The sequence below is a fragment of the Vreelandella sp. F11 genome, assembly GCF_042466685.1.
GTDB lineage: Bacteria > Pseudomonadota > Gammaproteobacteria > Pseudomonadales > Halomonadaceae > Vreelandella.
In genome coordinates this window covers 3,443,188-3,463,211 of record NZ_CP170448.1, presented here as the reverse complement: position 1 = coordinate 3,463,211, position 20,024 = coordinate 3,443,188, and the positions used below count along the sequence as shown (strand labels likewise).

The 20,024-nt window shown below is 55.3% G+C and carries 21 protein-coding genes and 1 tRNA gene; 12 read left to right on the top strand and 10 right to left on the bottom strand.

All coding sequences use genetic code 11. The features are described from left to right. Positions 1-14: 14 nt before the first annotated feature. Positions 15-590: a hypothetical protein gene (locus ACFIOZ_RS15890; RefSeq protein ID WP_386079582.1), complete on the bottom strand. Its 576-nt coding sequence runs from the start codon at positions 588-590 to the stop codon at positions 15-17. 127 nt (positions 591-717) lie between these two features. On the opposite strand from ACFIOZ_RS15890, the gene ACFIOZ_RS15885 reads away from it, so the two are divergent. Continuing rightward, positions 718-794, top strand: a tRNA-Ile gene (locus ACFIOZ_RS15885). A 119-nt stretch (positions 795-913) separates the two neighbouring features. Here the strand turns inward: ACFIOZ_RS15885 and ACFIOZ_RS15880 are convergent. Beyond that, positions 914-1,225: an AzlD family protein gene (locus tag ACFIOZ_RS15880; RefSeq protein ID WP_386079580.1), complete on the bottom strand. Its 312-nt coding sequence runs from the start codon at positions 1,223-1,225 to the stop codon at positions 914-916. Next, positions 1,222-1,944, bottom strand: coding sequence for an AzlC family ABC transporter permease (locus ACFIOZ_RS15875; RefSeq protein ID WP_386079579.1), 723 nt, complete (start codon positions 1,942-1,944; stop codon positions 1,222-1,224). The genes ACFIOZ_RS15880 and ACFIOZ_RS15875 overlap by 4 nt, the downstream gene beginning before the upstream one ends. A 174-nt stretch (positions 1,945-2,118) precedes the next feature. Here ACFIOZ_RS15875 and ACFIOZ_RS15870 point away from each other — a divergent pair, with 174 nt between their 5' ends. From ACFIOZ_RS15870 to ACFIOZ_RS15825, 10 genes are all read left to right on the top strand, one after another. Beyond that, entirely contained in the window at positions 2,119-3,255 is a 1,137-nt protein-coding gene (locus ACFIOZ_RS15870; protein WP_386079577.1) for a C4-dicarboxylate TRAP transporter substrate-binding protein, read from the top strand. Positions 3,256-3,311: 56 nt separating this feature from the next. After that, a complete protein-coding gene (locus tag ACFIOZ_RS15865; protein ID WP_386079576.1) occupies positions 3,312-3,941 on the top strand; it encodes a TetR/AcrR family transcriptional regulator in 630 nt (209 codons plus the stop codon). Continuing rightward, positions 3,938-4,438: a TRAP transporter small permease gene (locus ACFIOZ_RS15860; protein ID WP_386079574.1), complete on the top strand. Its 501-nt coding sequence runs from the start codon at positions 3,938-3,940 to the stop codon at positions 4,436-4,438. Before ACFIOZ_RS15865 ends, ACFIOZ_RS15860 begins: the two co-directional genes overlap by 4 nt. Positions 4,439-4,448: 10 nt before the next feature. Beyond that, a complete protein-coding gene (locus tag ACFIOZ_RS15855) occupies positions 4,449-5,756 on the top strand; it encodes a TRAP transporter large permease (protein WP_386079572.1) in 1,308 nt (435 codons plus the stop codon). A gap of 35 nt (positions 5,757-5,791) precedes the next feature. Beyond that, positions 5,792-7,018 carry a metal-dependent hydrolase family protein gene (locus ACFIOZ_RS15850; protein ID WP_386079570.1) on the top strand — a complete coding sequence of 409 codons (1,227 nt, stop codon included), beginning with the start codon at positions 5,792-5,794 and terminating at the stop codon, positions 7,016-7,018. A 398-nt stretch (positions 7,019-7,416) separates the two neighbouring features. Next, positions 7,417-7,668: a hypothetical protein gene (locus ACFIOZ_RS15845; RefSeq protein WP_386084161.1), complete on the top strand. Its 252-nt coding sequence runs from the start codon at positions 7,417-7,419 to the stop codon at positions 7,666-7,668. A gap of 515 nt (positions 7,669-8,183) precedes the next feature. Next, a complete protein-coding gene (gene ltrA / locus ACFIOZ_RS15840) occupies positions 8,184-9,572 on the top strand; it encodes a group II intron reverse transcriptase/maturase (RefSeq protein ID WP_386079569.1) in 1,389 nt (462 codons plus the stop codon). Positions 9,573-9,761: 189 nt separating this feature from the next. Then, the gene (locus ACFIOZ_RS15835) at positions 9,762-11,105 is read left to right on the top strand and encodes a serine hydrolase domain-containing protein (protein WP_386079567.1); all 1,344 of its coding nucleotides are present in this window, start codon (positions 9,762-9,764) and stop codon (positions 11,103-11,105) included. A gap of 87 nt (positions 11,106-11,192) precedes the next feature. Next, a complete protein-coding gene (locus tag ACFIOZ_RS15830; protein ID WP_133729951.1) occupies positions 11,193-11,435 on the top strand; it encodes a FitA-like ribbon-helix-helix domain-containing protein in 243 nt (80 codons plus the stop codon). Beyond that, positions 11,432-11,854, top strand: a complete 423-nt coding sequence (locus tag ACFIOZ_RS15825) for a type II toxin-antitoxin system VapC family toxin (RefSeq protein WP_386079565.1) — start codon at positions 11,432-11,434, stop codon at positions 11,852-11,854. Before ACFIOZ_RS15830 ends, ACFIOZ_RS15825 begins: the two co-directional genes overlap by 4 nt. A gap of 22 nt (positions 11,855-11,876) precedes the next feature. Here the strand turns inward: ACFIOZ_RS15825 and ACFIOZ_RS15820 are convergent, their stop codons facing one another. Next, positions 11,877-12,710 carry an ABC transporter ATP-binding protein gene (locus ACFIOZ_RS15820; RefSeq protein ID WP_386079563.1) on the bottom strand — a complete coding sequence of 278 codons (834 nt, stop codon included), beginning with the start codon at positions 12,708-12,710 and terminating at the stop codon, positions 11,877-11,879. Between the two features lie 282 nt (positions 12,711-12,992). On the opposite strand from ACFIOZ_RS15820, the gene ACFIOZ_RS15815 reads away from it, so the two are divergent. Further along, entirely contained in the window at positions 12,993-15,134 is a 2,142-nt protein-coding gene (locus tag ACFIOZ_RS15815) for a TonB-dependent receptor (protein ID WP_386079561.1), read from the top strand. 83 nt (positions 15,135-15,217) lie between these two features. Here ACFIOZ_RS15815 and ACFIOZ_RS15810 read toward each other — a convergent pair whose 3' ends face one another. The 6 genes from ACFIOZ_RS15810 to ACFIOZ_RS15785 all read right to left on the bottom strand — a co-directional run bounded on the left by ACFIOZ_RS15810 (position 15,218) and on the right by ACFIOZ_RS15785 (position 19,902). Next, positions 15,218-16,255: a FecCD family ABC transporter permease gene (locus tag ACFIOZ_RS15810; RefSeq protein ID WP_386079559.1), complete on the bottom strand. Its 1,038-nt coding sequence runs from the start codon at positions 16,253-16,255 to the stop codon at positions 15,218-15,220. Next, entirely contained in the window at positions 16,252-17,256 is a 1,005-nt protein-coding gene (locus ACFIOZ_RS15805; protein WP_386079557.1) for a FecCD family ABC transporter permease, read from the bottom strand. Before ACFIOZ_RS15805 ends, ACFIOZ_RS15810 begins: the two co-directional genes overlap by 4 nt. Continuing rightward, entirely contained in the window at positions 17,250-18,230 is a 981-nt protein-coding gene (locus tag ACFIOZ_RS15800; RefSeq protein WP_386079555.1) for an ABC transporter substrate-binding protein, read from the bottom strand. Before ACFIOZ_RS15800 ends, ACFIOZ_RS15805 begins: the two co-directional genes overlap by 7 nt. 72 nt (positions 18,231-18,302) lie before the next feature. After that, positions 18,303-18,638 carry an AzlD domain-containing protein gene (locus tag ACFIOZ_RS15795; protein WP_280113057.1) on the bottom strand — a complete coding sequence of 112 codons (336 nt, stop codon included), beginning with the start codon at positions 18,636-18,638 and terminating at the stop codon, positions 18,303-18,305. After that, the gene (locus ACFIOZ_RS15790; RefSeq protein WP_386079552.1) at positions 18,635-19,375 is read right to left on the bottom strand and encodes an AzlC family ABC transporter permease; all 741 of its coding nucleotides are present in this window, start codon (positions 19,373-19,375) and stop codon (positions 18,635-18,637) included. Before ACFIOZ_RS15790 ends, ACFIOZ_RS15795 begins: the two co-directional genes overlap by 4 nt. Then, positions 19,372-19,902, bottom strand: a complete 531-nt coding sequence (locus tag ACFIOZ_RS15785) for a helix-turn-helix domain-containing protein (RefSeq protein ID WP_386079550.1) — start codon at positions 19,900-19,902, stop codon at positions 19,372-19,374. The genes ACFIOZ_RS15790 and ACFIOZ_RS15785 overlap by 4 nt, the downstream gene beginning before the upstream one ends. Between the last annotated feature and the right edge of the window lie 122 nt (positions 19,903-20,024).

The window sequence follows — 20,024 nt, the reverse complement described above, 5'->3', positions numbered from 1 at the left end:
TGAACGGTTAATGACTACCGATTAACTAACAGTGCATTGAGGGTGACGGGCACATGCTCGTCAATCTCCTGGTAGCCCAGCAGCGACATCACAGTACGTACCGTGCTGTTGGCCATCAGCGCTCTGCCGTCCATCGCCATGGGCTCGGCGTGGGTCACGCGTATCTCGTTCAAGCCTTCACGGGTAAACCGCAGCGGCACGGACTCCTGCTGATTAACCATGTTGGACTGCACGCTAAACGTCAGCGTTTCAACCAAGGATTCACCAATATCCAAACCGTCTAACCGCTCTGGGGGCATTTGTGCCTCTAACGTCACCAAGGTGGTGTTTGCCAGCAAGCCTATCCACGGCGGCAGTTCGCCAAAGCGCTCTAGCACATCGGTTTGGCTAAGTTTTAACGGCAGGCGTAGGGTGCCATCACTGGAGATATCCCCCTGCAGGTTGCGCACCTGGTGGTGATGAGTTTGCGGGGGGTCACCGTTCAATTGGGTAATCGACGCCTGCACCCGCGACTGGGCAGGATCAAGCTGCCAATCCGCGTGCACGGGCAGCGCCAATAATAAAGGAACTAGAGCAATCAATGCTTTCACAGCGCGTCTCCGCATAAAGAACTACTCACCAGACTGCCCAATCAACATAAAGTGCCGTAATCACATCAAGATAGCGCAATGGGGCTAGCCTCACACCGCCACATTCGCTATGATATGCACGCTTTTCGGGCCTATAGCTCAGTTGGTTAGAGCAGGGGACTCATAATCCCTTGGTCGTAGGTTCAAGTCCTACTGGGCCCACCATTCCTATATTTACCTATTTCAAAAGCAGGGAATAATGAGTCCCTGGAAATGCGGTATATCTAATTCTAGTTACCCCCTGCGCACGTCTAAAACGTTCAAGTCTCCGTTTTCGCACAACATTACCCAACCCACCAGCGCCAACCCGCAGCGCAAACCATACCCATGGCAATCGATACCAGTGGGCTTCTAAACACCACCGCTACCGTACCCGCCGCAATGGCCGCAAGCCGAACGCCGCCGTCACCATGCACGATGATGGGCGTAATAACGGCAATCAGAACTGAGCTAGACATGGCATCGACGAATCGCCGCACGCGGGGGCTTAGCGGTACATGCGACATGACCAGTAGCCCCAGCACTCTTGAGCCATAAGCAATGACTACCATTAGCATGATGGCTATCAACGACTGCCACACTGATGATGAGCTCATAAGGCGTTTGCCCTGAACCAGCGTCCAGGCAACAGCACGGCTACCACGCCACCGGTGAAGGCGCCCACCATCACATGGAGGTAAGGCGGCAACCACCAGTACGCCATTAATGCACTCGCCGCTGCGGCTAGCCAGGGCAGGGCCATTGCCGCTTTGGGGTTGCCACCGACAACGATCATCAGCAGAAAACACAGCATGATGACATCAAGGCCGAAGCGTTCGGGCTGGGTAATGCCTCCGCCAAAGGCTAGCCCTATTGCAGTGCCCGCGACCCAGGCCCCCCATAGCGCTATTCCGCCACCTAAAAGAATGCCCAGGTTGCGCTCGCCGCGCTGATATTCGCCCAGTGCCATCGCCCAGTTGGAGTCGGTCAGCAGAATCACCATCGCGAATTGTTGGCGTCTCGGTAGCGGCTTGAGCCAGGGGTAGAGTGCCGCACTCATTAGCATATGCCGGGTATGGATCGCCAGTGTGACCGCCGCCAACGCAAGTAGCGGTAGCGGCGAATGCCACATCTCAAGGGCCGCAAATTGTGATGGCGCCGCGAACACAAACAGGCTCATTAACATCGCCTCCCAACCAGCCAACCCTTGATGTACGGCGGCTACGCCAAACGCCAATCCAAAAGCGATCGTAAAAACCGCCAAAGGCAGCATCATGCGAATCCCTCGCCAGGTGCCCGCTGTATCAAGCCGAGTGGGATTTTCCTTTACTTTCATTACTTAACCTTTCTCCGCGAAACTGGCCATGCTAAAAACAAACAGACCTGCTTGTTTTTTTATTATTTGAAGTCTAGATTGGATTATGTCCACGCGCCACATCGGGCGACGTGTCAACAAGATGAAACAATACAACAGAAAAAAACAGCCGATTAAATCGGCCCGGGAAACTATATGAAACTCGCTCGTAATACGCTGACAATCGCCGTTGCGGCGCTGGTCTTGCCGGCCGTTGCTTCTTCGGCCCATGCCGCAACATCCTTTATTGCCAATTCGTTCTACGACCAGCAACACCCCCACTCCCGTTACGGGTACATTGAGTGGGCCGAAATGGTCAAAGAACTCTCGAACGGTGAACTGCAGCCGGAAGTTTATACCGGCACCGTGCTGCTGGCACCCCGCGCTAACCTGCAGGGTATCCAAGATAATGTTGTTCAGGTGGCTCACCATGCCGCTATTTACACGCCATCTGAAATGCCGGTGGCTAATGCCGTTCAGGAGTTAGGCTTTAACTATGATGACCCTCTGGTTGCCATTCTGGCGGTGACAGACTTCAGCCTTAACAATCCAACCCAGCTAGCCGAGTGGGAAGAGCTGGGTATTGTCTACCTGGGTGCCTACAGCACGCCTTCCTATGTGCTGTTCTGCCGCGAACCCGTCCGCACTTTAGAAGAGCTGCGCGGTAAGCGTATTCGTACTGCAGGCTCGACTGTCTCTGCCTGGGTCGAGCAGGCCGGAGGAACGCCGGTGAATGTGCCTTCCAGTGAGATGTACAGTGGTCTTGATCGGGGATCTTTAGATTGTGCAACGAATGCGCCTAATGACTTGATTGATCGGTCTCTTTGGGAAGTCGCCGAGCACACGACGCTGCTGCCGACAGGCATGTATTGGTCTGGCCCTCAGTGGGGTTTCAACTCGGGCTTTTGGGCTAGCCTCAGCGATGAAGAGCGCGATGTCTTTAAAGAAGCGACGGCCAACGCAATGACACGCATGATCGTCCAGTTCCTCAACGCCTCTGAAACCGCACTGGAAGAAGCCGCAGCCCATGGCAACAACATCTACGAGCCTGAAGAGGATCTGATGGCTTCCGTGGAGGCTTTCCGCGATGAGGCCTTGGCCAATGTCTACAATAAGGCGCGCGATGAGTACGGTGTTGAAGACCCCGAGGCGCTGATTGATGATTTTATCGCGACCTACGAAAAATGGGATGCGCTAATCAGCGACGTTGATCGCGAGGACGAAGAGGCTCTGGCCGAACTGGCCATGAAGGAGATCTACAGTAAGCTTCCTGCTGACTACGGGATCTATTAATACGGCAACACTGAGGCCGCCGCATTGAGGCGGCCTAGGCCAAATAAGGGTTCGCTATGACGAAGCGACAGAATCAAGAAGAACGCTCACGCCAAACCCAGGCTCGGGTGACGCAAGCGACTATCGAGTGCATTCTCGAGAAGGGCATTCGTGCCACTTCAACCGTGGATGTCGCGCGTCTTGCGGGCGTGTCCCGTGGTGCTTTAGTTCACCATTACCCCTCCAAAACATTGTTGATGCAGGCGGCGCTCGAGGATTTGCTGAGTCGCGAAGTGGAAAGTGTGAGGGAGATGGCCGTAAAGGTTAAAGCAGGGGAGCTTAACTTTGACAGCCTACTTAAAGCGCTACATGAGCATTTCAAAGGTGACCTATACATGGTGACTCTCGAATACCTCACGAATGCGCGAACCGACCCCGATATCATGAAAGTGCTGGTACCGCTGGCCGCAAAGTTCAATGACTCTTTGGAGCAGATTTGGGAACAGTTGGTCGCCAGTTCCAAGCACACCTCACATCAGAATCGCGTCGCCCTAAACGCCACTTTATGCATGATGCGAGGTATGGGGGCGCAAAGCATCTGGCGTGATGACCCCAAACTCTACCGCGACATGCTGCTGTTCTGGAAAGAGACCCTGTTAGAGCTAGGCTTTTCTGCCCCGGATGCGCAGAGGAGTGAGCCCGCATGATGGCCAAACACTTCGAATCGCTGAGCCAGTGGGTCGCCAAAAGTGCCATGGTGCTGGCGGCCCTATTTCTGGTGTTGATGGCGCTGCATGTCTCATTGGATGTTGGACTGCGCTACTTATTCGGGAAGTCGTTTACCGGCACACTGGAGTTTGTGTCTTTTTACTACATGGTCGCCGTCGTCTTTCTGCCGCTCGCTTATGTGGAGCTTCAGCGGGAACACATCAGCGTGGATGTGTTGGTGGGAAGGCTTCCGCCTAGCGCCCAACTGGTGCTTTATCTGTTTGCCAGTACCCTAGGGCTCCTCTATTTCGGCATGCTCTGTTACCAGAGCTATCTTGATGCAGTTCGCGCCACGGTTCGAATGGAAACTGCCATGGCCAACTTTACCTTCTATCTATGGCCCAGTCGCTGGGCGTTACCGGTTGGTTTCGCGGCTATGTGCCTGGCCATCGTCGCCAACATGATTAAGGCGCTGCAACAACGCCGAGCCCTCTAGGAGTTTCCTAATGAGTAATATCGAGATAGGCGTGGCAGGCATTGCCATCGCCTTGGCCCTTATCGCCCTGCGCGTGCCAATCGGCGTTGCACTGGGATTAGTGTCGATCATTGGCATTGGTGAAATGACCAGCATGCGCGTGGCCTGGGGAATGATTTCGGCCACTCCGTTTGACTTTGCAGGTACCTGGGAACTGACCGCGGCACCTATGTTTCTATTTATGGGCTATTTGTGCACCAGCACCAATATGACCCAAGGTCTGTTCCATGCCATGCGCCTTTATCTGGCGCGCCTGCCTGGCGGTCTGGCTGTTTCCAGCGTCATGGCCTCTGCCTTCTTTGCCGCTGCCTCGGGCTCTAGCGTAGCAACATCGGCGGCTATGTCGCGGATTGCCGTGCCTGAAATGCTCAAGCATAACTACGATAAGGGGTTGGCCACAGGCACCGTCGCCGCGTCGGGTACACTTGGCTCGCTGATCCCCCCAAGCGTGCTGCTGGTGCTCTATGGCGTTTATGCCCAGGTTTCGGTAGGTCAGCTGTTTATGGCGGGATTCATTCCCGGTGTACTTTCAGCGCTGCTCTACATCGCGATGATTATGGTGCGCACCAAGCTGAATCCCAGCCTAGCGGGCAACACCGATGTACGCTCTAGCTGGGACGAGAAGTGGGATGCCTTTAAGCATATCTGGCCGTTGCCGCTGCTGATCGGCTCAGTACTCGGCGGGATTTTTCTGGGTGTTTTCTCACCTACCGAAGCGGGGGCGGTGGGTACAACCATTGCGGCTCTGATCGCTTTTGCGCGCCGCACGCTAACCTTTTCAGCCATTCAGGAAGCGCTGATTCGCACGGCGGTGAGCACGGCAAGCATCTTTATTATTCTTATCGGGTCGCTGTTTTTCACCCGTTTTCTAGCCATGAGTGGCGTACCCGCCGCTTTTTCTGAGTTGATTCTTGGCGTCAGTACTGAGACCTGGTGGATCATTCTCGCGGTAGCACTGATTTATCTGGTGCTGGGGATGTTTATCGACTCCATTGGCCTACTGCTGCTCACTCTGCCGTTAATCCTCCCTTTAGTAGAGGGCGCTGACCTTAACTTGATCTGGTTCGGGATCATCGTCGTCAAGCTTCTTGAAGTGGGGCTGGTCACTCCGCCCATCGGGCTCAATGTGTATGTCATCAAAGGTGCCCTGGGTAATAGCGTCACGCTGTCTGAAGTGTTCAAGGGCGTAGCTTGGTTCATCGTCATGGATATTGTCGCCCTGTTATTGATCGTGCTGATTCCAGCGCTTTCGCTCTACCTCCCTCAAAAAATGTTTTAACGCCACTCTCACCAGAACACTCACAAGGAATACTCATGACAACGACACGCTTTATCAATGCCAACGTTATCGACACGCGCAATGGCCAGGTGCTCGCCAACCAGCAGGTGCGCATTCAGGATGGTCGTATCGTTGCTGTTAGCGATTCGCCGCTAGAGGGCAGCGACGATCAAGTCTTCGATATCAAGGGCCACTTCCTGATGCCTGGCTTGGTTGATTCGCATGTACATGTCACGGCTATCACTCCCAATTTTGCCCTGCTTGAGACACTTTCACCTTTCTATGTCGGTGCCAAATCAAGCGAGTTGATAGAAGCCATGTTGATGCGTGGATTCACTACCGTGCGCGACGCTGGCGGGGCAGATTATGGGCTTGCCAAAGCGGTAGACGAAGGCGCTTTGATCGGCCCGCGTATCATGTACGCAGGCAATGCGCTTTCCCAGACCGGCGGACACGCCGACATGCGTGGCCCTGGGCAGCAAACCTTTGAAGGCTGTTTCTGCTGCGCGGGTCTAGGTCGCGTTTGCGATGGTGTCAGCGAAGTACGCCGCGCCGCCCGGGATGAAATTCGCAAGGGGGCCACTCAGATTAAAATTATGGCCTCCGGTGGCGTTTCCTCACCGACTGACCGTATCGACAGCACGCAATTTTCGCTTGAGGAAATTGACGCCATTGTGGAAGAAGCCACCGCCGCCAATATTCACACCATGGCACATGCCTATACGGCGCGGGCTATCAACCGGCTTATACCAAGAGGCGTCAAGACCATTGAGCACGGCAACCTTATGGACGAAGAGAGCTGCCGACTATTTCTTGAACACAACGCCTACCTAACGCCGACGCTCTGCACCTACGATGCCCTAGCAAAAGAAGGTGTGGAGGCGGGGATGGCTGAGCACCTGCAGCGGAAGGTTTATGACGTTTTGGAGGCTGGCGGCAAGGCATTAGAAATGGCCCAACGGTATGGCGTTAAAATGCTCTACGGCTCTGATCTGCTTGGTCGGATGCAGCGGCATCAGCTCAACGAATTCCATTTACGTAAAGACGTGGTACCCACCGACGAGCTGATTCGTGCAGCCACCAGCCACGCCGCCGACGCCTATGGGCACACAGGCGATTTTGGCGAGATTATTCCAGGCGCAAGGGGAGACGTAATCGTGCTCAAAGATAATCCTTTGGACGATATTAATGTTCTTACTCAGCCGGATGAGCAGCTCATGCTGATTATGAAAGGGGGAGTGGCTTACAAAAATTTGCTCTAGTCAGTCGTCATATTTTCTAAGCTAAAGGCTAGCTAATGGTATTTCGCGCTGCAGGGAACGCAGCGCTTCCTTTCTCCCCAATACTCGATACCAGAAGAACTTTTGCCTACGAAATACTTTACGATTGAACACAACTATTCAAAAGTACTTACTTTGCGTCGAGTCTGGCGGTGGATCTTAGTGAAGATACTACCGTGACTTTGTTAGCCCGCATGCAAAAGATGATGGCGTACCCGTTAATGGCTTTAAACTGCCATAGGGCACTTTGGCAAATACCCCCCTTTGACCATCGACTCACAGACCAACTTGAGAAGACCTGCGCTACAGCGAACTGGAATTAGAGCTGCGAAGCACTTACGCACTTTCCATCGTCGATGAGCGGCAGGCAACCCGTGGCCATGTCTACCGCGATGGCACTATCGATAGCTGGACTGTCGATTAACGCTCGGAAGAGCGGCCAAGAAGCAGGTTCTTTCTCATTCGGCGATCCCATCAATATCTTCAACCCCACTTATGACAATTACACGCCGATAAGTACGGATGAACTGCTCACTCGAGAAACCGATAAAGAGTATGTGGCCAGCTGTGAATATTGGTGCTACTACGGCGAATCCCGCAGTGTGATTGGCAGTGTGAAATATAGCTGGTAAAAGCCTATTGTTTCCCTCAACGCCCGGCCATATTGGCCGGGCGTTTGCGTAGTGCGCCAGGCATGGCGCGCAGCGCCTTGACCGGCGCTGTTCCTGGGGGTGGTGCTTCAGGATGACTTGGGGGTGAAAGTCCCCTGCACGCCCGGCAAGGGGAAGTGCTAGCCGACGGCAAGGGTGTCCCTCGCGAGGGGGAATCCAAAGGCAGCCCGAGGCAAAACGCTGGCCTGACGAACAGGAAGCGGATACGAGGCGTCATGGCGGGGTAAGGTGGCTACACTCACCAAAGCCCGATACTTGCACGGAACGCCATGACGTAAATCCGACAGGCATAAGCGGGAAGGTCGCGCGTCTTACCCTGGGAGGTCTGGTGGTCTGCCACGGTGCTACCGGCGTCGAGAGGCGACGGGATGGATCACCAGACGTCAGCCGAGGCCATAGTAAGTGCCGGTTCACCACGGCACCAAGGGCCGAACATGAAGAACCGCGAGTAGGCGATAACGTCTCGAGGATCGATCATGAAGACAGACCATGACGCGAATACCGTCACTCACCCAGAGGGGCAGGGGCAGTACTCCGAGTCCCAGCCGGTGAGCGTCGAGACGAGCCCGGCGTCGTTATCGTGGACGAAAGCGGAGCCAACCTCGCTCATGGAACGGGTCGTTGACCCGGAAAACATGGAGCGAGCTTACCGTCGGGTGGTTGCCAACAAAGGCGCACCGGGTGTCGATGGCATGATGGTGTATCAGCTAGCCGACCACCTAAAGACGTACTGGCCAACGCTGCGCGAGCGGCTGCTGGCCGATCAGTACCACCCCAGCCCGATCCGAGCAACCACGATCCCTAAGCCCAAGGGTGGGACGCGGCAGCTCGGTATTCCCACGGTTACCGACCGCCTAATCCAGCAAGCGCTGTCCCAGGTACTGATGCCGATCTTCGACCCGGGCTTCTCCGAGTCGAGTTACGGCTACCGCCCCAAGCGGAGCGCCAAGCAGGCCGTCTCGGCCATGAAGGCCCACGTCACCGCCGGTCACCGCTGGGTGGTCGATCTTGACCTGGAAGCCTTCTTCGACCGAGTGAATCACGACCTGCTGATGGCACGGGTCGCGCGGCGCGTTGACGACAAGCGTGTACTGCGTTTGATCCGTCGCTATCTGGAGGCGGGTATGTTCCAGCATGGCTTGCCCACGCCGAGGCGGCGGGGGACACCCCAAGGCGGGCCCCTCAGCCCGCTACTGGCGAACATCCTGCTGGACGACATGGACAAGGCGTTGGAACGCCGAGGCCACCGCTTCTGCCGCTACGCCGACGATGTACAAATCTATGTACGGAGCCGACGAGCAGGCGAGCGGGTCATGGGCAGCTTGAGTGAGTATCTCGAGAGCTCACTTCGGCTGACGGTCAATCGCCGTAAAAGTGCGGTGGATCGGCCATGGCTACGCGGATACCTGGGCTACAGCCTCACTCGGCACAAGCAGTCGAAACTGACGCTCGCCAAGACAAGCCTGACACGCATGATGCAGCGTGTCCGTGAGATCCTGAAACGTGGCAGGGGGCGTAACATCCAACGGGTAATCGAAGGGTTGAGGCCAGTCCTACGAGGATGGGCTAACTACTTCAATCTTGTTGATGTGAAACGCCCCTTGGAAGCACTGGATCAATGGATACGCCGGCGCTTACGCGGCCTGATCTGGCGACAATGGAAACGCCCATCGACTCGGCGTCGGAAGCTGCGAGGGCTAGGCCTAGACGGGCACCGCGCCTGGAAATCGGCGGGGAACGGTCGAGGCCCCTGGTGGAATGCCGGGGCTTCGCACATGAATCAGGCCCTGCCGAGGAAATGGTTTTATGACCAGGGACTGATCTCGGTACTGGATACGGTAAGATGGCTTAAACGTTCTGCATGAACCGCCGTGGTACGGAACCGTATGCCCGGTGGTGTGAGAGGACAGGGGAGGCGACTCCCCTTCCTACTCGATTCTGGGGCATGCCTTATGGCTTAGGCATATATCTAAGTACGGCATCACGCATTTCTACCTATACTGAGGATTCTGGGAGCTCACCTTTGAGCACAGCAGCTCACTCAGGAGTAGGACATGCCACGTTTACCCCTTCGATCCACCTGTATCCTACCGTTTGTGATATCCGCTGTATTAGTCGGTTGGGCATCACCGGCTGCCGCGCAAACACTCGACAGTGACGTGTTAACTGCCGAAGAATCAGACCCTAACCGGTTAGGCTGGATGCAAGGCTTTCCCCCCGCTTCCGAACGGGTCATTGGCCAACCTGACGCCAACTACTTTAGCTTTCCTAAAATGCGCTGGACGGTATGCCATTTTCGCGAATTGCTGCCCACCAAACAGGTAAGTAGAGGATTAGGCGCGCCTGTGCCGCTCAGCTACGCACTGGATGACGCTATCAATGAGGTGATATTTACTCCGCTTGATGGTGGTGAACCCATGTCATGGCAGGCGTCGCTGAACGAAAATTACATTGATGGCCTGCTAATTCTGCATCAGGGGCAAGTGGTGTATGAATATTACGCCGGCTGTTTAGATGAAGCAGGCAAGCATGGAGCCATGTCGGTCACTAAATCGATGACCGGCCTGTTGGGGGAAATCTTGGTAGCTGAAGGCGCATTGGATGAAGAAGCGCTTGTCGGCGACATACTGCCAGAGCTGGCCGATAGTGCGTTTGGCAGTGCCACCGTGCAGCAATTGCTCGAAATGACGACAGGACTGGCCTATAGCGAAGATTACAGCGACCCCCATGCGGATATCTGGGTCTACAACGCAGCAGCAAGCCCGCTTCCTAAGCCAGAAGGTTACACCGGGCCGCGTACTTACTATGAGTATTTAGCCACTGTGCAGCCGGAAGGGGCGCATGGGCAAGTGTTTGGCTATAAGACTATTAACACCGATGCGCTGGGCTGGGTAATTGCTCGAACCAGCGGAGAGTCAGTGACGTCGTTGCTGTCGTCACGAATTTGGCAACGCATAGGCGCCGAGCAAGATGCTTACTTTACCGTTGACTCCATCGGAACAACGTTTGCCGGTGGTGGTTTTAGCGCGGGCCTGCGGGATATGGCGAGAGTAGGGCAGTTAGTGCTGAATGAAGGGGTTATCAACGGCGAGCGACTGTTTCCCGCTGCCGCCGTAGAGCGCATCCGGCAAGGTGGCGACAGACAAGCGTTTGCCGCTGCAGGTTACCGCACTTTACCCGGCGGTAGTTACCGTGGCATGTGGTGGTCGCTGCATAACGACCATGGCGCATTCGCTGCCCGGGGTGTGCATGGGCAAACGATATATATCGACCCCACCGCGGAGATGGTGATAGTGCGCTTTGCTTCTCACCCGGTGGCTGGCAATGCTGCTAACGACCCCTCCTCGCTTCCAGCTTATCAAGCAGTGGCTGAGTATTTATTAGAGAAGGCTCCTTAGGCAAGAGCTGCCAGCCGTTTCGTCTTTTCATCATGTGCTATTATTGCAATCAATGATGTCAGTGTTAGCATTGAAAAGGGTGTGAAAATGGCAACTATAACGGTGCGTAACTTGGATGATGAACTCAAAGCGCAGCTACGTGTTCAAGCGGCGAGCCATGGGCACTCTATGGAAGAAGAGGTACGGCTTATTCTTCGCAAGGCGTTAGTAAAGCCGCAACAGGGTGGGTTGGGAAGTCGCATTCATCAGCGTTTTGCCGCTGAGGGCGAATTGGAATTAGCGTTGCCAAAACGTGAGGAAAAACCAAGAGCCGCGGACTTTGAGTCGTGATTATTCTTGATACCAACATATTGTCGGAATTGATGCGTCCTGCGCCCAATATGAGGGTAGTTAATTGGCTTAATGCTGAGGATCCTCTCGGAGTCACGATAACCGCTATTACCGTGGCCGAAATTCTTTACGGTATTGAACGTTTGCCTGATGGCAAGCGTAAGCAGCGCTTTGCACAGCTAGCCGCCGAGATGTTTGAAGAAGACTTTACCGAACGTATTTTGCCTTTTGATGAATTAGCCGCTGCCTATTATGCAACTTTAGTTGCCGACAGCGAGCGCTCAGGCCGGGTAGTGCATTCTGCTGATGCTCAAATCGCCGCCATTTGTCAGCAGCACCACGCCCAGCTTGCTACCCGCAATGTGAGAGACTTCAAATATTTAGACATCCCTATTATCGATCCATGGCAGGTCGGGTAGCGTCTCCCAATACGTAGCGTTGCTAAACAACCAGATCCGATTCAGTAATGGATAGGCTGCGTTTCCGCGGCACGCAAATCGGGCTGCCGCTTTCGGGGTCGTGGATGACATGGGCATCCAGGTCGAACACGCGCTTGAGATTGGCCGTGGTAAAGACTTCACTGGGCGTGCCGCTGGTGACGATGCGGCCATCGCACATCATCACTAAATGATCAGCATAGGCAGCGGCCAGGTTCAGGTCGTGGAGCACCAGCAGTAGGGTGCGGCCTTTTTCATGGGCCAGGCGCGAAAGCAGCTCCAGCAAATCCACCTGTACCTTCAGATCCAGAAAGGTCGTGGGTTCATCAAGCAGAATCAGGTCGGTTTGCTGGGCCAGCACCATGGCAATCCAACAGCGCTGGCGCTGGCCGCCGGAGAGCGCATCAACGTTACGCTCGGCAAACTTCGTCACGTGGGTATAAGCCATGGCTTCACGAATGGCTTCGGCATCTTGCTGAGCATTTTTCTGCCATAACCCCTGGTGCGGAAAGCGGCCCATGCCCACCAACTGCTTTACGCTCAGCCCCTCGGGCGCCACCGGGCCTTGGGGCAGAATTCCCAGGTGCTTGGCGACCTCTCGCGTCTTGCTGCGATGGATATCCTTACCGTCCAAATACACATGCCCGCCACTCGGTGTGAGCGTGCGGGCAAGGGTTTTCAGCAGCGTTGACTTGCCACTTCCGTTCGGCCCCAACAGCACCGTGAGCTTGCCTTCCTCAATTGCAATGTCGACACCATCCAGTACACGTCGAGTGTCATAGCCCGCGTGCAGGGCTTCGCCCGTCAAGCGAGGTGGTTGATGAGAAGGGTGGGTCATGAATGTGCTCATTGGGGTTGTTTAAGCAGGCAGAACCGTAAGCCAAAATATTCTCATTTTCAATACTTGCCATTGCTCAGCAACCAATTGCTCACTGCTTTAAGCCTCGGCTCTAGAGGAAATAGAGGATAAGAGAGGGGAGAATTAGTGTCGTTATCCTGAACGGTTCGTACTGCTGAGTAGACCTTTGTGATTTATATGCATAAAATAATCATTATTATTTAGATGTAGATTACGATTTCAAGGGCAAACTTACTCAAAAGCAGGGGGGATGAACACTCGATGTACATCAAGAAACGCCAGGTATTTTGGCCTACGGTGACGCTTGCGGGATTAATAGCAGCCACACAGGGGCACGCTCAGGAAACGGCAACCAACGAGTCTCAAAGTGGACGAGATAACTCAAATCAGACAGTCGTGGTGACCGCCTCGCGGACTAATGCAACAAAAGAAGATTCGCCTCAAACAGTGCGGATCATTAGTGAGGAAGAGATTAGTCAGCAGTTGCAAATTACCAGCGACTCTTCACAAATTTTGAGCAACCTGTTGCCGTCCTATTCGCCTAGCCGCCAGAAAATGAGCGGCAGCGGTGAGACGTTGCGTGGGCGTACGCCGTTGATCTTGATTGACGGTATTCCACAATCTAACCCATTGCGTCCCACTGGTCGTGAAGCTCATGTCATCGATTTCTCTATGGTAGAGCAGATCGAAGTGATTCAAGGTGCCAATGCTACCAACGGGGTAGGTGCGGCGGGTGGTGTGATTAACTTGATCACTAAACGCCCTGAGCCAGGGTCTTTTAATCAGCATATTGAAGCTCAGGTAACAACCCCCACCAATGAGCTGGACAGCGACACGATCAGTTATAAATCCACCTACGGCATCAGTGGCAATAGCGGCGATGTGGATTACCTGTTCTCGGCAAGTTATGAGGATCAAGGACTGTTTCTGGATGGCAATGGCGACCCCGTCGGTGTGGATAACACCCAGGGTGACCTAATGGATGCCCGCTCATTCGATATTTTGGGCAAGCTTGCTTATTGGTTCGATGAAAATCAGCGACTGCAGTTTACCCTGAACCATTACAATATTGAGGGGCATAACAACTACGTCAGCGTGACGGGGGATCGTGCGAATGGCGTGGTAACGACATCAGAGCGTGGTACACCAGAAGGTGATGCGCCCTACAATCGAGTGTGGACGACTGGGCTAAGTTACGATCACTACGACTTAGCCGGTATGCACCTGAGCGCGCAGGCGTTTTATCAAGATTATGAGGCGTTGTTCGGAGCCACTAATTCAGCAACGTTCCAAGATCCTGCGATTGCCCCCGTGGGTACGTTTTATGATCAAACCATGGCGGCCACCAGCAAATTCGGTACCAAAGTCTCGCTGACCAAAGATGATCTTTGGAATGAGCGCCTGAAGATGACCGTTGGTTTTGATACCCTGTTTGATGAAACCGAGCAGTACCTGTACCAAAGTGACCGCACTTACGTGCCGCCCACCGAATATACCGACCTGTCGCCCTTCCTACAGGTTGATCTGCGCCCGGTAGACTCGCTATTGCTTTCCGCTGGCGCGCGCTATGAGTATGCCAAGCTCGATATCAACAGTTACCAGACGGTAGCGGCCAATAATGGCGTTGCTGTCGAGGGTGGCGACCCCAGTTTTAATGAAACGCTCTATAACCTTGGTGCCGTGTGGAAGCCGGTCGACCACTGGAGTCTGTTTGCCAACTACTCAGAAGGATTCTCTATTCCGGATGTGGGCCGTGCATTGAGGGGGATCAGTACGCCGAATCAATCAGTCAACAACATTGAGAATCTGAGCCCCATTGTTACTGACAACATCGAGACTGGGGTGCGTTTTGAGAATGGACGCTTAGCCGCCGAACTTAGCTATTACGAATCCTCTTCTGACTTCGGTAGCCGTCTAACAGAGGTAGATGATGTCTTCTATATGCAGCGCCAAGAAACAGAGATTAAAGGTTTTGAGGCCGCGGTCGATTATCAGTTTAACGATCAACACTCTGGTCGCTTGGCTTATTCACGTATGGAAGGGCGCTACGATAGCAACGATGACGGTAACTTAGATGCCAAACTATCGGGGCTGGATGTCTCTCCGGATCGCCTGACGGCCAGTTGGTCAGCTAATTGGTCAGACGAGCTCTCTACCTTTGTTCAGGCCAATTACGCCTTTGATGAAACCTTCGATGAAGCCAATCGTGAGTTTGATGGCTATCTGTTGATGGATGCTGCCGTGGGTTACCAACTACCCGTTGGTCAGGTCAATGTAGGGGTATCCAACCTGCTTGATGAGCAGTACGTCACATATTACTCGCAAAGCGCTCTAGTGAATGATGAGCGCTACTTTGCCGGGCGAGGCCGCACCTTAACGCTGGGTTATCGTTTGGATTTCTAATCAGCCGCTTTCTATTTTTATTTTCTATGCTCGATACTGTTTGGCGGCGCCCCGAGGGTGCCGCTTTTTTTCGTCAACAGGTTCTAGAAGCGAGTGCGCGATCGATGCAACAAATAAACAAAAAAAGGCGCGCCTATCCCGGCAACGAAGATGCCCGCAGGCAGGTCTTTGGGTAAAAAGGCCACTCGGCCCAGCAGGTCGGCGTAAAGCACAATCAAGGCGCCGACCAGCGCTGACGCGGGCACCAGCTGTGCCATATTACGCCCCACCAACCTGGCTGCCAGATGGGGGGCAATTAACCCCACAAAGCTTAAGCCCCCTGCAAACGCCACCGCGGCACCGGCCAGCGCCACGCTGCAGGCCAGCAATACTAATCGGCTGCGTAGAAGCGCCACCCCGAGCCCTTCGGCAACGGCGTCGCCCAGTGCCATGGCGTCGGCATGCCGAGCAAAGGCTAGGCTGATCGGCACCGCGACGACTAGCCACGGCAATAGACCCCGAACATCGTCCCACTGTGCAGCGTAAAGGCTGCCGGTCAGCCAGACATAGGCGGTCATGGCGGCGGAGTCATCGCTGATCACGATTAACAGGGTGGTGCCAGCGCCCATGGCCGCCGCCAAGCCAATGCCCACCAGTACCATCCGCGATGGGCTGATGCCGTTTTTCCAGGCGAGACTAATCACCAACAGGGCAGAAACCAGTGCCCCCAGCATTGCCGCCACGGGCAGCCAGTGAATACTTAAGGTGGTGCTCAATAGCGCTAAAAACAGCACCGCCGCCAGTGCCGCGCCGCTGGTAATGCCGATCACGTCTGGTGAGGCCAGCGGGTTGCGCACAATGCTCTGCAGAATCGCCCCCGCTATCGCCAGGGCGGCACCGACCAGTATGGCTAGGGCAATACGTGGCAGCCTTAACTCCCAAACGATAAAAGTGATATCGCTATTCTGCGGGGCTGTCAGTGCGTGAAGCACCTGCAGAGGCGGTGTGGGGAAACTGCCTAAACAGAGCGACAGCCCGACGCTGGCGACCAATAAAAGGGTTAGCATTATGAGGCTGCGCAGTAAGCGGTTACTGTCGCTCTGCGCCTTGTTATCGAGGCTTAACGTTGCTGCTTGTCTCATTGGCCAGCCATCTTGCGTCGTGCCAGATAGATAAAGAAGGGCGTGCCGATCAGCGCGGTCATTACACCCACCGGGATCTCCTGGGGTGGCATTAAAAAGCGCGAGCCAAGATCGGCCAGCAGCAGTAAACAGGCACCTAGCAGGGCGCAGGCAGGCAGCAGCCAGCGATGGTCAATGCCAAATATTCCCCGCGCCATGTGGGGCACAATCAGACCCACAAAACCGATCATGCCCGCCAGCGCCACGGAGCTACCTGCTAGCACAATCACAATTAAGCCGAGTAGTAGCTTGATGGTGGTGGCCTGCATGCCGAGTCCAGTGACCATGTCATCGCCTAGCAATAGTGCGTTGGCGTGGCGTATCAGCAGTGCGCTGAGCAACAGTGCTCCACCAAAAAGAGGCAATAAGGGCGCTACCAATGAAAGATCACGTCCCGACACTGAGCCCGCCAGCCAGTAAAGCACGCTTTCAAAACTTTGCTGGTCAATGACCAGAAGTCCTTGGCTGAACGACACAAACATCGCCGTTACCGCAACGCCTGCCAGCACAACCCGTAGCGGTGAAAGCTCACCGTGGCGGCCGCGACTAAGCACCACCACCAGTATGGCCGCAACGAGCGCCCCCAATAGCGCGGCCCATACGTAGTGAGCGGGGGTATGTAGCGGTAATAGCGAAACCGCGACCACCACAAAAAACATCGCACCTGCATTGATGCCCAGAATGCCCGGCGACGCTAACGGGTTGCGCGTCATGGTCTGCATCAGTGCCCCGGCAATCGCTAAGCTGGCGCCCACTAGAGCGGCAATCACCGCACGGGGTAAGCGCTCAGTTAAAAGAATGATGTGGGCGATGTTGGTAGGGTCGTAATGGGCGAACGAACCGTACAGAGAGGAGAGTGATATCTCCGTTGTGCCTAACATCACGCTGGCGAAAAAGGCGCCTAGCGCCACCAGAGTGCCAAGTAGCAGGCCAATACTTTTTGCGGCAGCACTGTTTAGCATGACGTAGGCTCCCCACGGCCGGAGGAGCGAGGCAGGCAAGCCTGATAATGCGCCGCTTCGGGTTGCAACAGCCCATAGTGGCTATACAGATCATCCAGCATGGCGTTGGCCGCCAGTATGCCGCCCCCCATCATCCAACTCACCGGCTCCACTTCAAATACACGCCCGCTTTGAACCGCTGACAGCTGTTGCCACAGAGGGTGGGAGGCCCAGTGCCGGTAATTATCAGCTATGGCGGGGTCATCCGGTTCCAGCAGAATAAACAGGGCATCGGCATCCAGCACGGGAATGTTTTCCGTACTGGAGAGCTTCATTCCCCAGCTCTGGCTCTGCAGTGTATCCGGTTGCGCAAAGCCCAGCTCATCGAGAATCGAGCCCGCAAAGCCGCTGGTATAGATACGCACGTGATCGCTTTTAAACCGCACCACGGCCACTTTTTGCGGCCACTCATCGCCCAGTTTGACGGCGACCTGCTGGCGAAAATCGGCCACCCGTTCTTCCCAACGCTGGAGTAGCTCACTGGCCTCGGCTTCTTGGTGAGTGGCATTCGCCACCATCGTGAGGGTGGTCTTGAAGTTAAATACCGTAGGCGCCGATACCGTGGGAGCAATAGCACTCAATAGCGGCGCTATGCGCGCATGGCGAAAATCGCTGGCAATCACCAGATCGGGCTTCAGCCAGGCCACCTTTTCCAGGTTGGGTTGAGTTTCCAGTCCTACGTGCTCGATGCCATCAAGCGGGGCACGCAGGTAGCGGTAGGTGGGCTTTTCCAGCCATGAATCGACTACGCCAATCGGCGTCAGCCCAAGGGCCACGGCGCTGTCGGTCGCTCCCTGGTAAAGCGTCACAATGCGCAGCGGCTCAGGGGGGCTGTGAAGCGGGTTGGCGGTCAACATCGCGGGCGTTAGCGCTGCCACCGTTATCAGCAACACACGCATTAAAACGTTCTTGCGGTGGGTGTGTGCTTTTAACATTAAGGTCACTTTGCGATTGCCCTGGAGTGAAGAGCCAGGATGATGGCATGAGGTAAAAGCTAATGCAAAGCATTACCAAATGAAGGCCGCGACCTCCACCATCCCAAATACTGCGACACCAGCCGCGACCGGCCAGCCAAGTGAGCGTACCCGCGACCACACCAGCAGCGTGACAGAAAGCCCGATGGCGGTGGCGATCCAGGAAACAGCGCTTGGGTTAACCGGCACAATGGACACCCCCAGCACGGCGGCAATCATCAACGGACCGAGAATACCCAGCCACTGGGGCATGTTATTAAGGCCGCTTTCGCTGTTGAGGCGGCGCTGCATCCATAAAAACGGCACTACCCGCATCAACAACGTGCCAATGGCGGAAACCGCGACCGCTAGCCAAAGTGCAGTGCTCATGATTCACGCCTCCTGCTGGTGGTGAATTTCACCGTATAGAACTGCATGGAGTAGAAGCACAGCGCGCCGCAGGCGGCGGCTAAGGGAATCGCCACGTTGCCCCAGCCGACCAGGGTCAAACACAGCGCCGCTAAAATGGTGCAGCCCATGGCGACTGCCCAACGCTTGTCGGTAAAGCGCGGCGCCACCATGGTCAAAAACAGCGCGGGCAGCGCGAAGGGCATAATCTCACCCAGCAGCGGCCAGCGGGCGGTAAAGGCCTCACCGGCGGTAGCCCCCACCGCGGTGCCGATGATCCAGGCGCCCCAGGCCAGCAGTGATGCGCCCAAAAACCAACTAAAACGCTTTACCTCAGGCAGTTGGGGCAGTCGGGTTAGGGCCAGTGCAAACACCTGGTCGGTGAGGCCGTGCATCAACCAGGGCCAGTGGCGGCTGCGTGGCAACAGTCCTGCCAAATTTGGGCCGTAGACCACATGGCGAACGTTAATCAGCAGTGTCATCGCCACCACCAGCCACAGCGGTGCGCCGGTGGCGATCATGCCCACAAACAGAAACTGCGAGGCGCCGGCGTAAATTAGCGCTGAAATAGCCGTGGCCTCCAGGGTGCTAAAGCCTGCCTGGGTGGCCACCAAGCCAAACGACAGCGCTACCGGAATATAGCCGCCCAGTAGCGGGATAGCTTCGCGTACGCCTTGTAGCGCGCTACGCAGTGGAGAGTGGCTGGTACCTTGGCTCATGGGGTTTGGCCTTCTGCACCGTAGGTGATGGTCATCATTAACGTGGCCTCTGCTGCCTGGGTGCGATAAAGGTGCGGCTGATCGGCGGGGAAGGTTACGGTATCACCGGGGGTAAGCTGCGTGGTGGCACCCTCTGGCCCCGCTTCCAGCCAACCGCTAATCAGCGTGAGTGATTCACGGGTGCCACTTGTATGGGCTTCAGCATGGCGCAGCGTATGTGGCGCGCAGCGCATCCAGTAGGCGTCCACCTGAGGCGAGTCTTCGCCTTGGTCGATCAAACGTACCTGCACACCATCTTCACCCAGCGGCACGCTAATCGGCGCTACCAGGGTGCCAAAGGGCACATTGAGCTGCACCGCAAGCCGCCAAATGGTGTCGATGGTGGGATTGCCGCTGCCTTGCTCCAAGCGACACAGGTTGGACTTGGCGATCCCCGCCTCATTGGCTAATTGCGAAAGCGACCAACCCCGTTCAAGGCGTAGTGCTTGAAGGTGCTGACCCAGCGTGTTGAGTGAGAGTTTATCCATGAGGCTGCACGCCATCCGTTGTGCTGTTCTTTATATAGAACGTTCTATATAAAGAACGTTAGCCTGTCAATGATTGTGATAAGCGCTTTCAGTGGCACTCTTTATGCATGACCTTTAGGTTG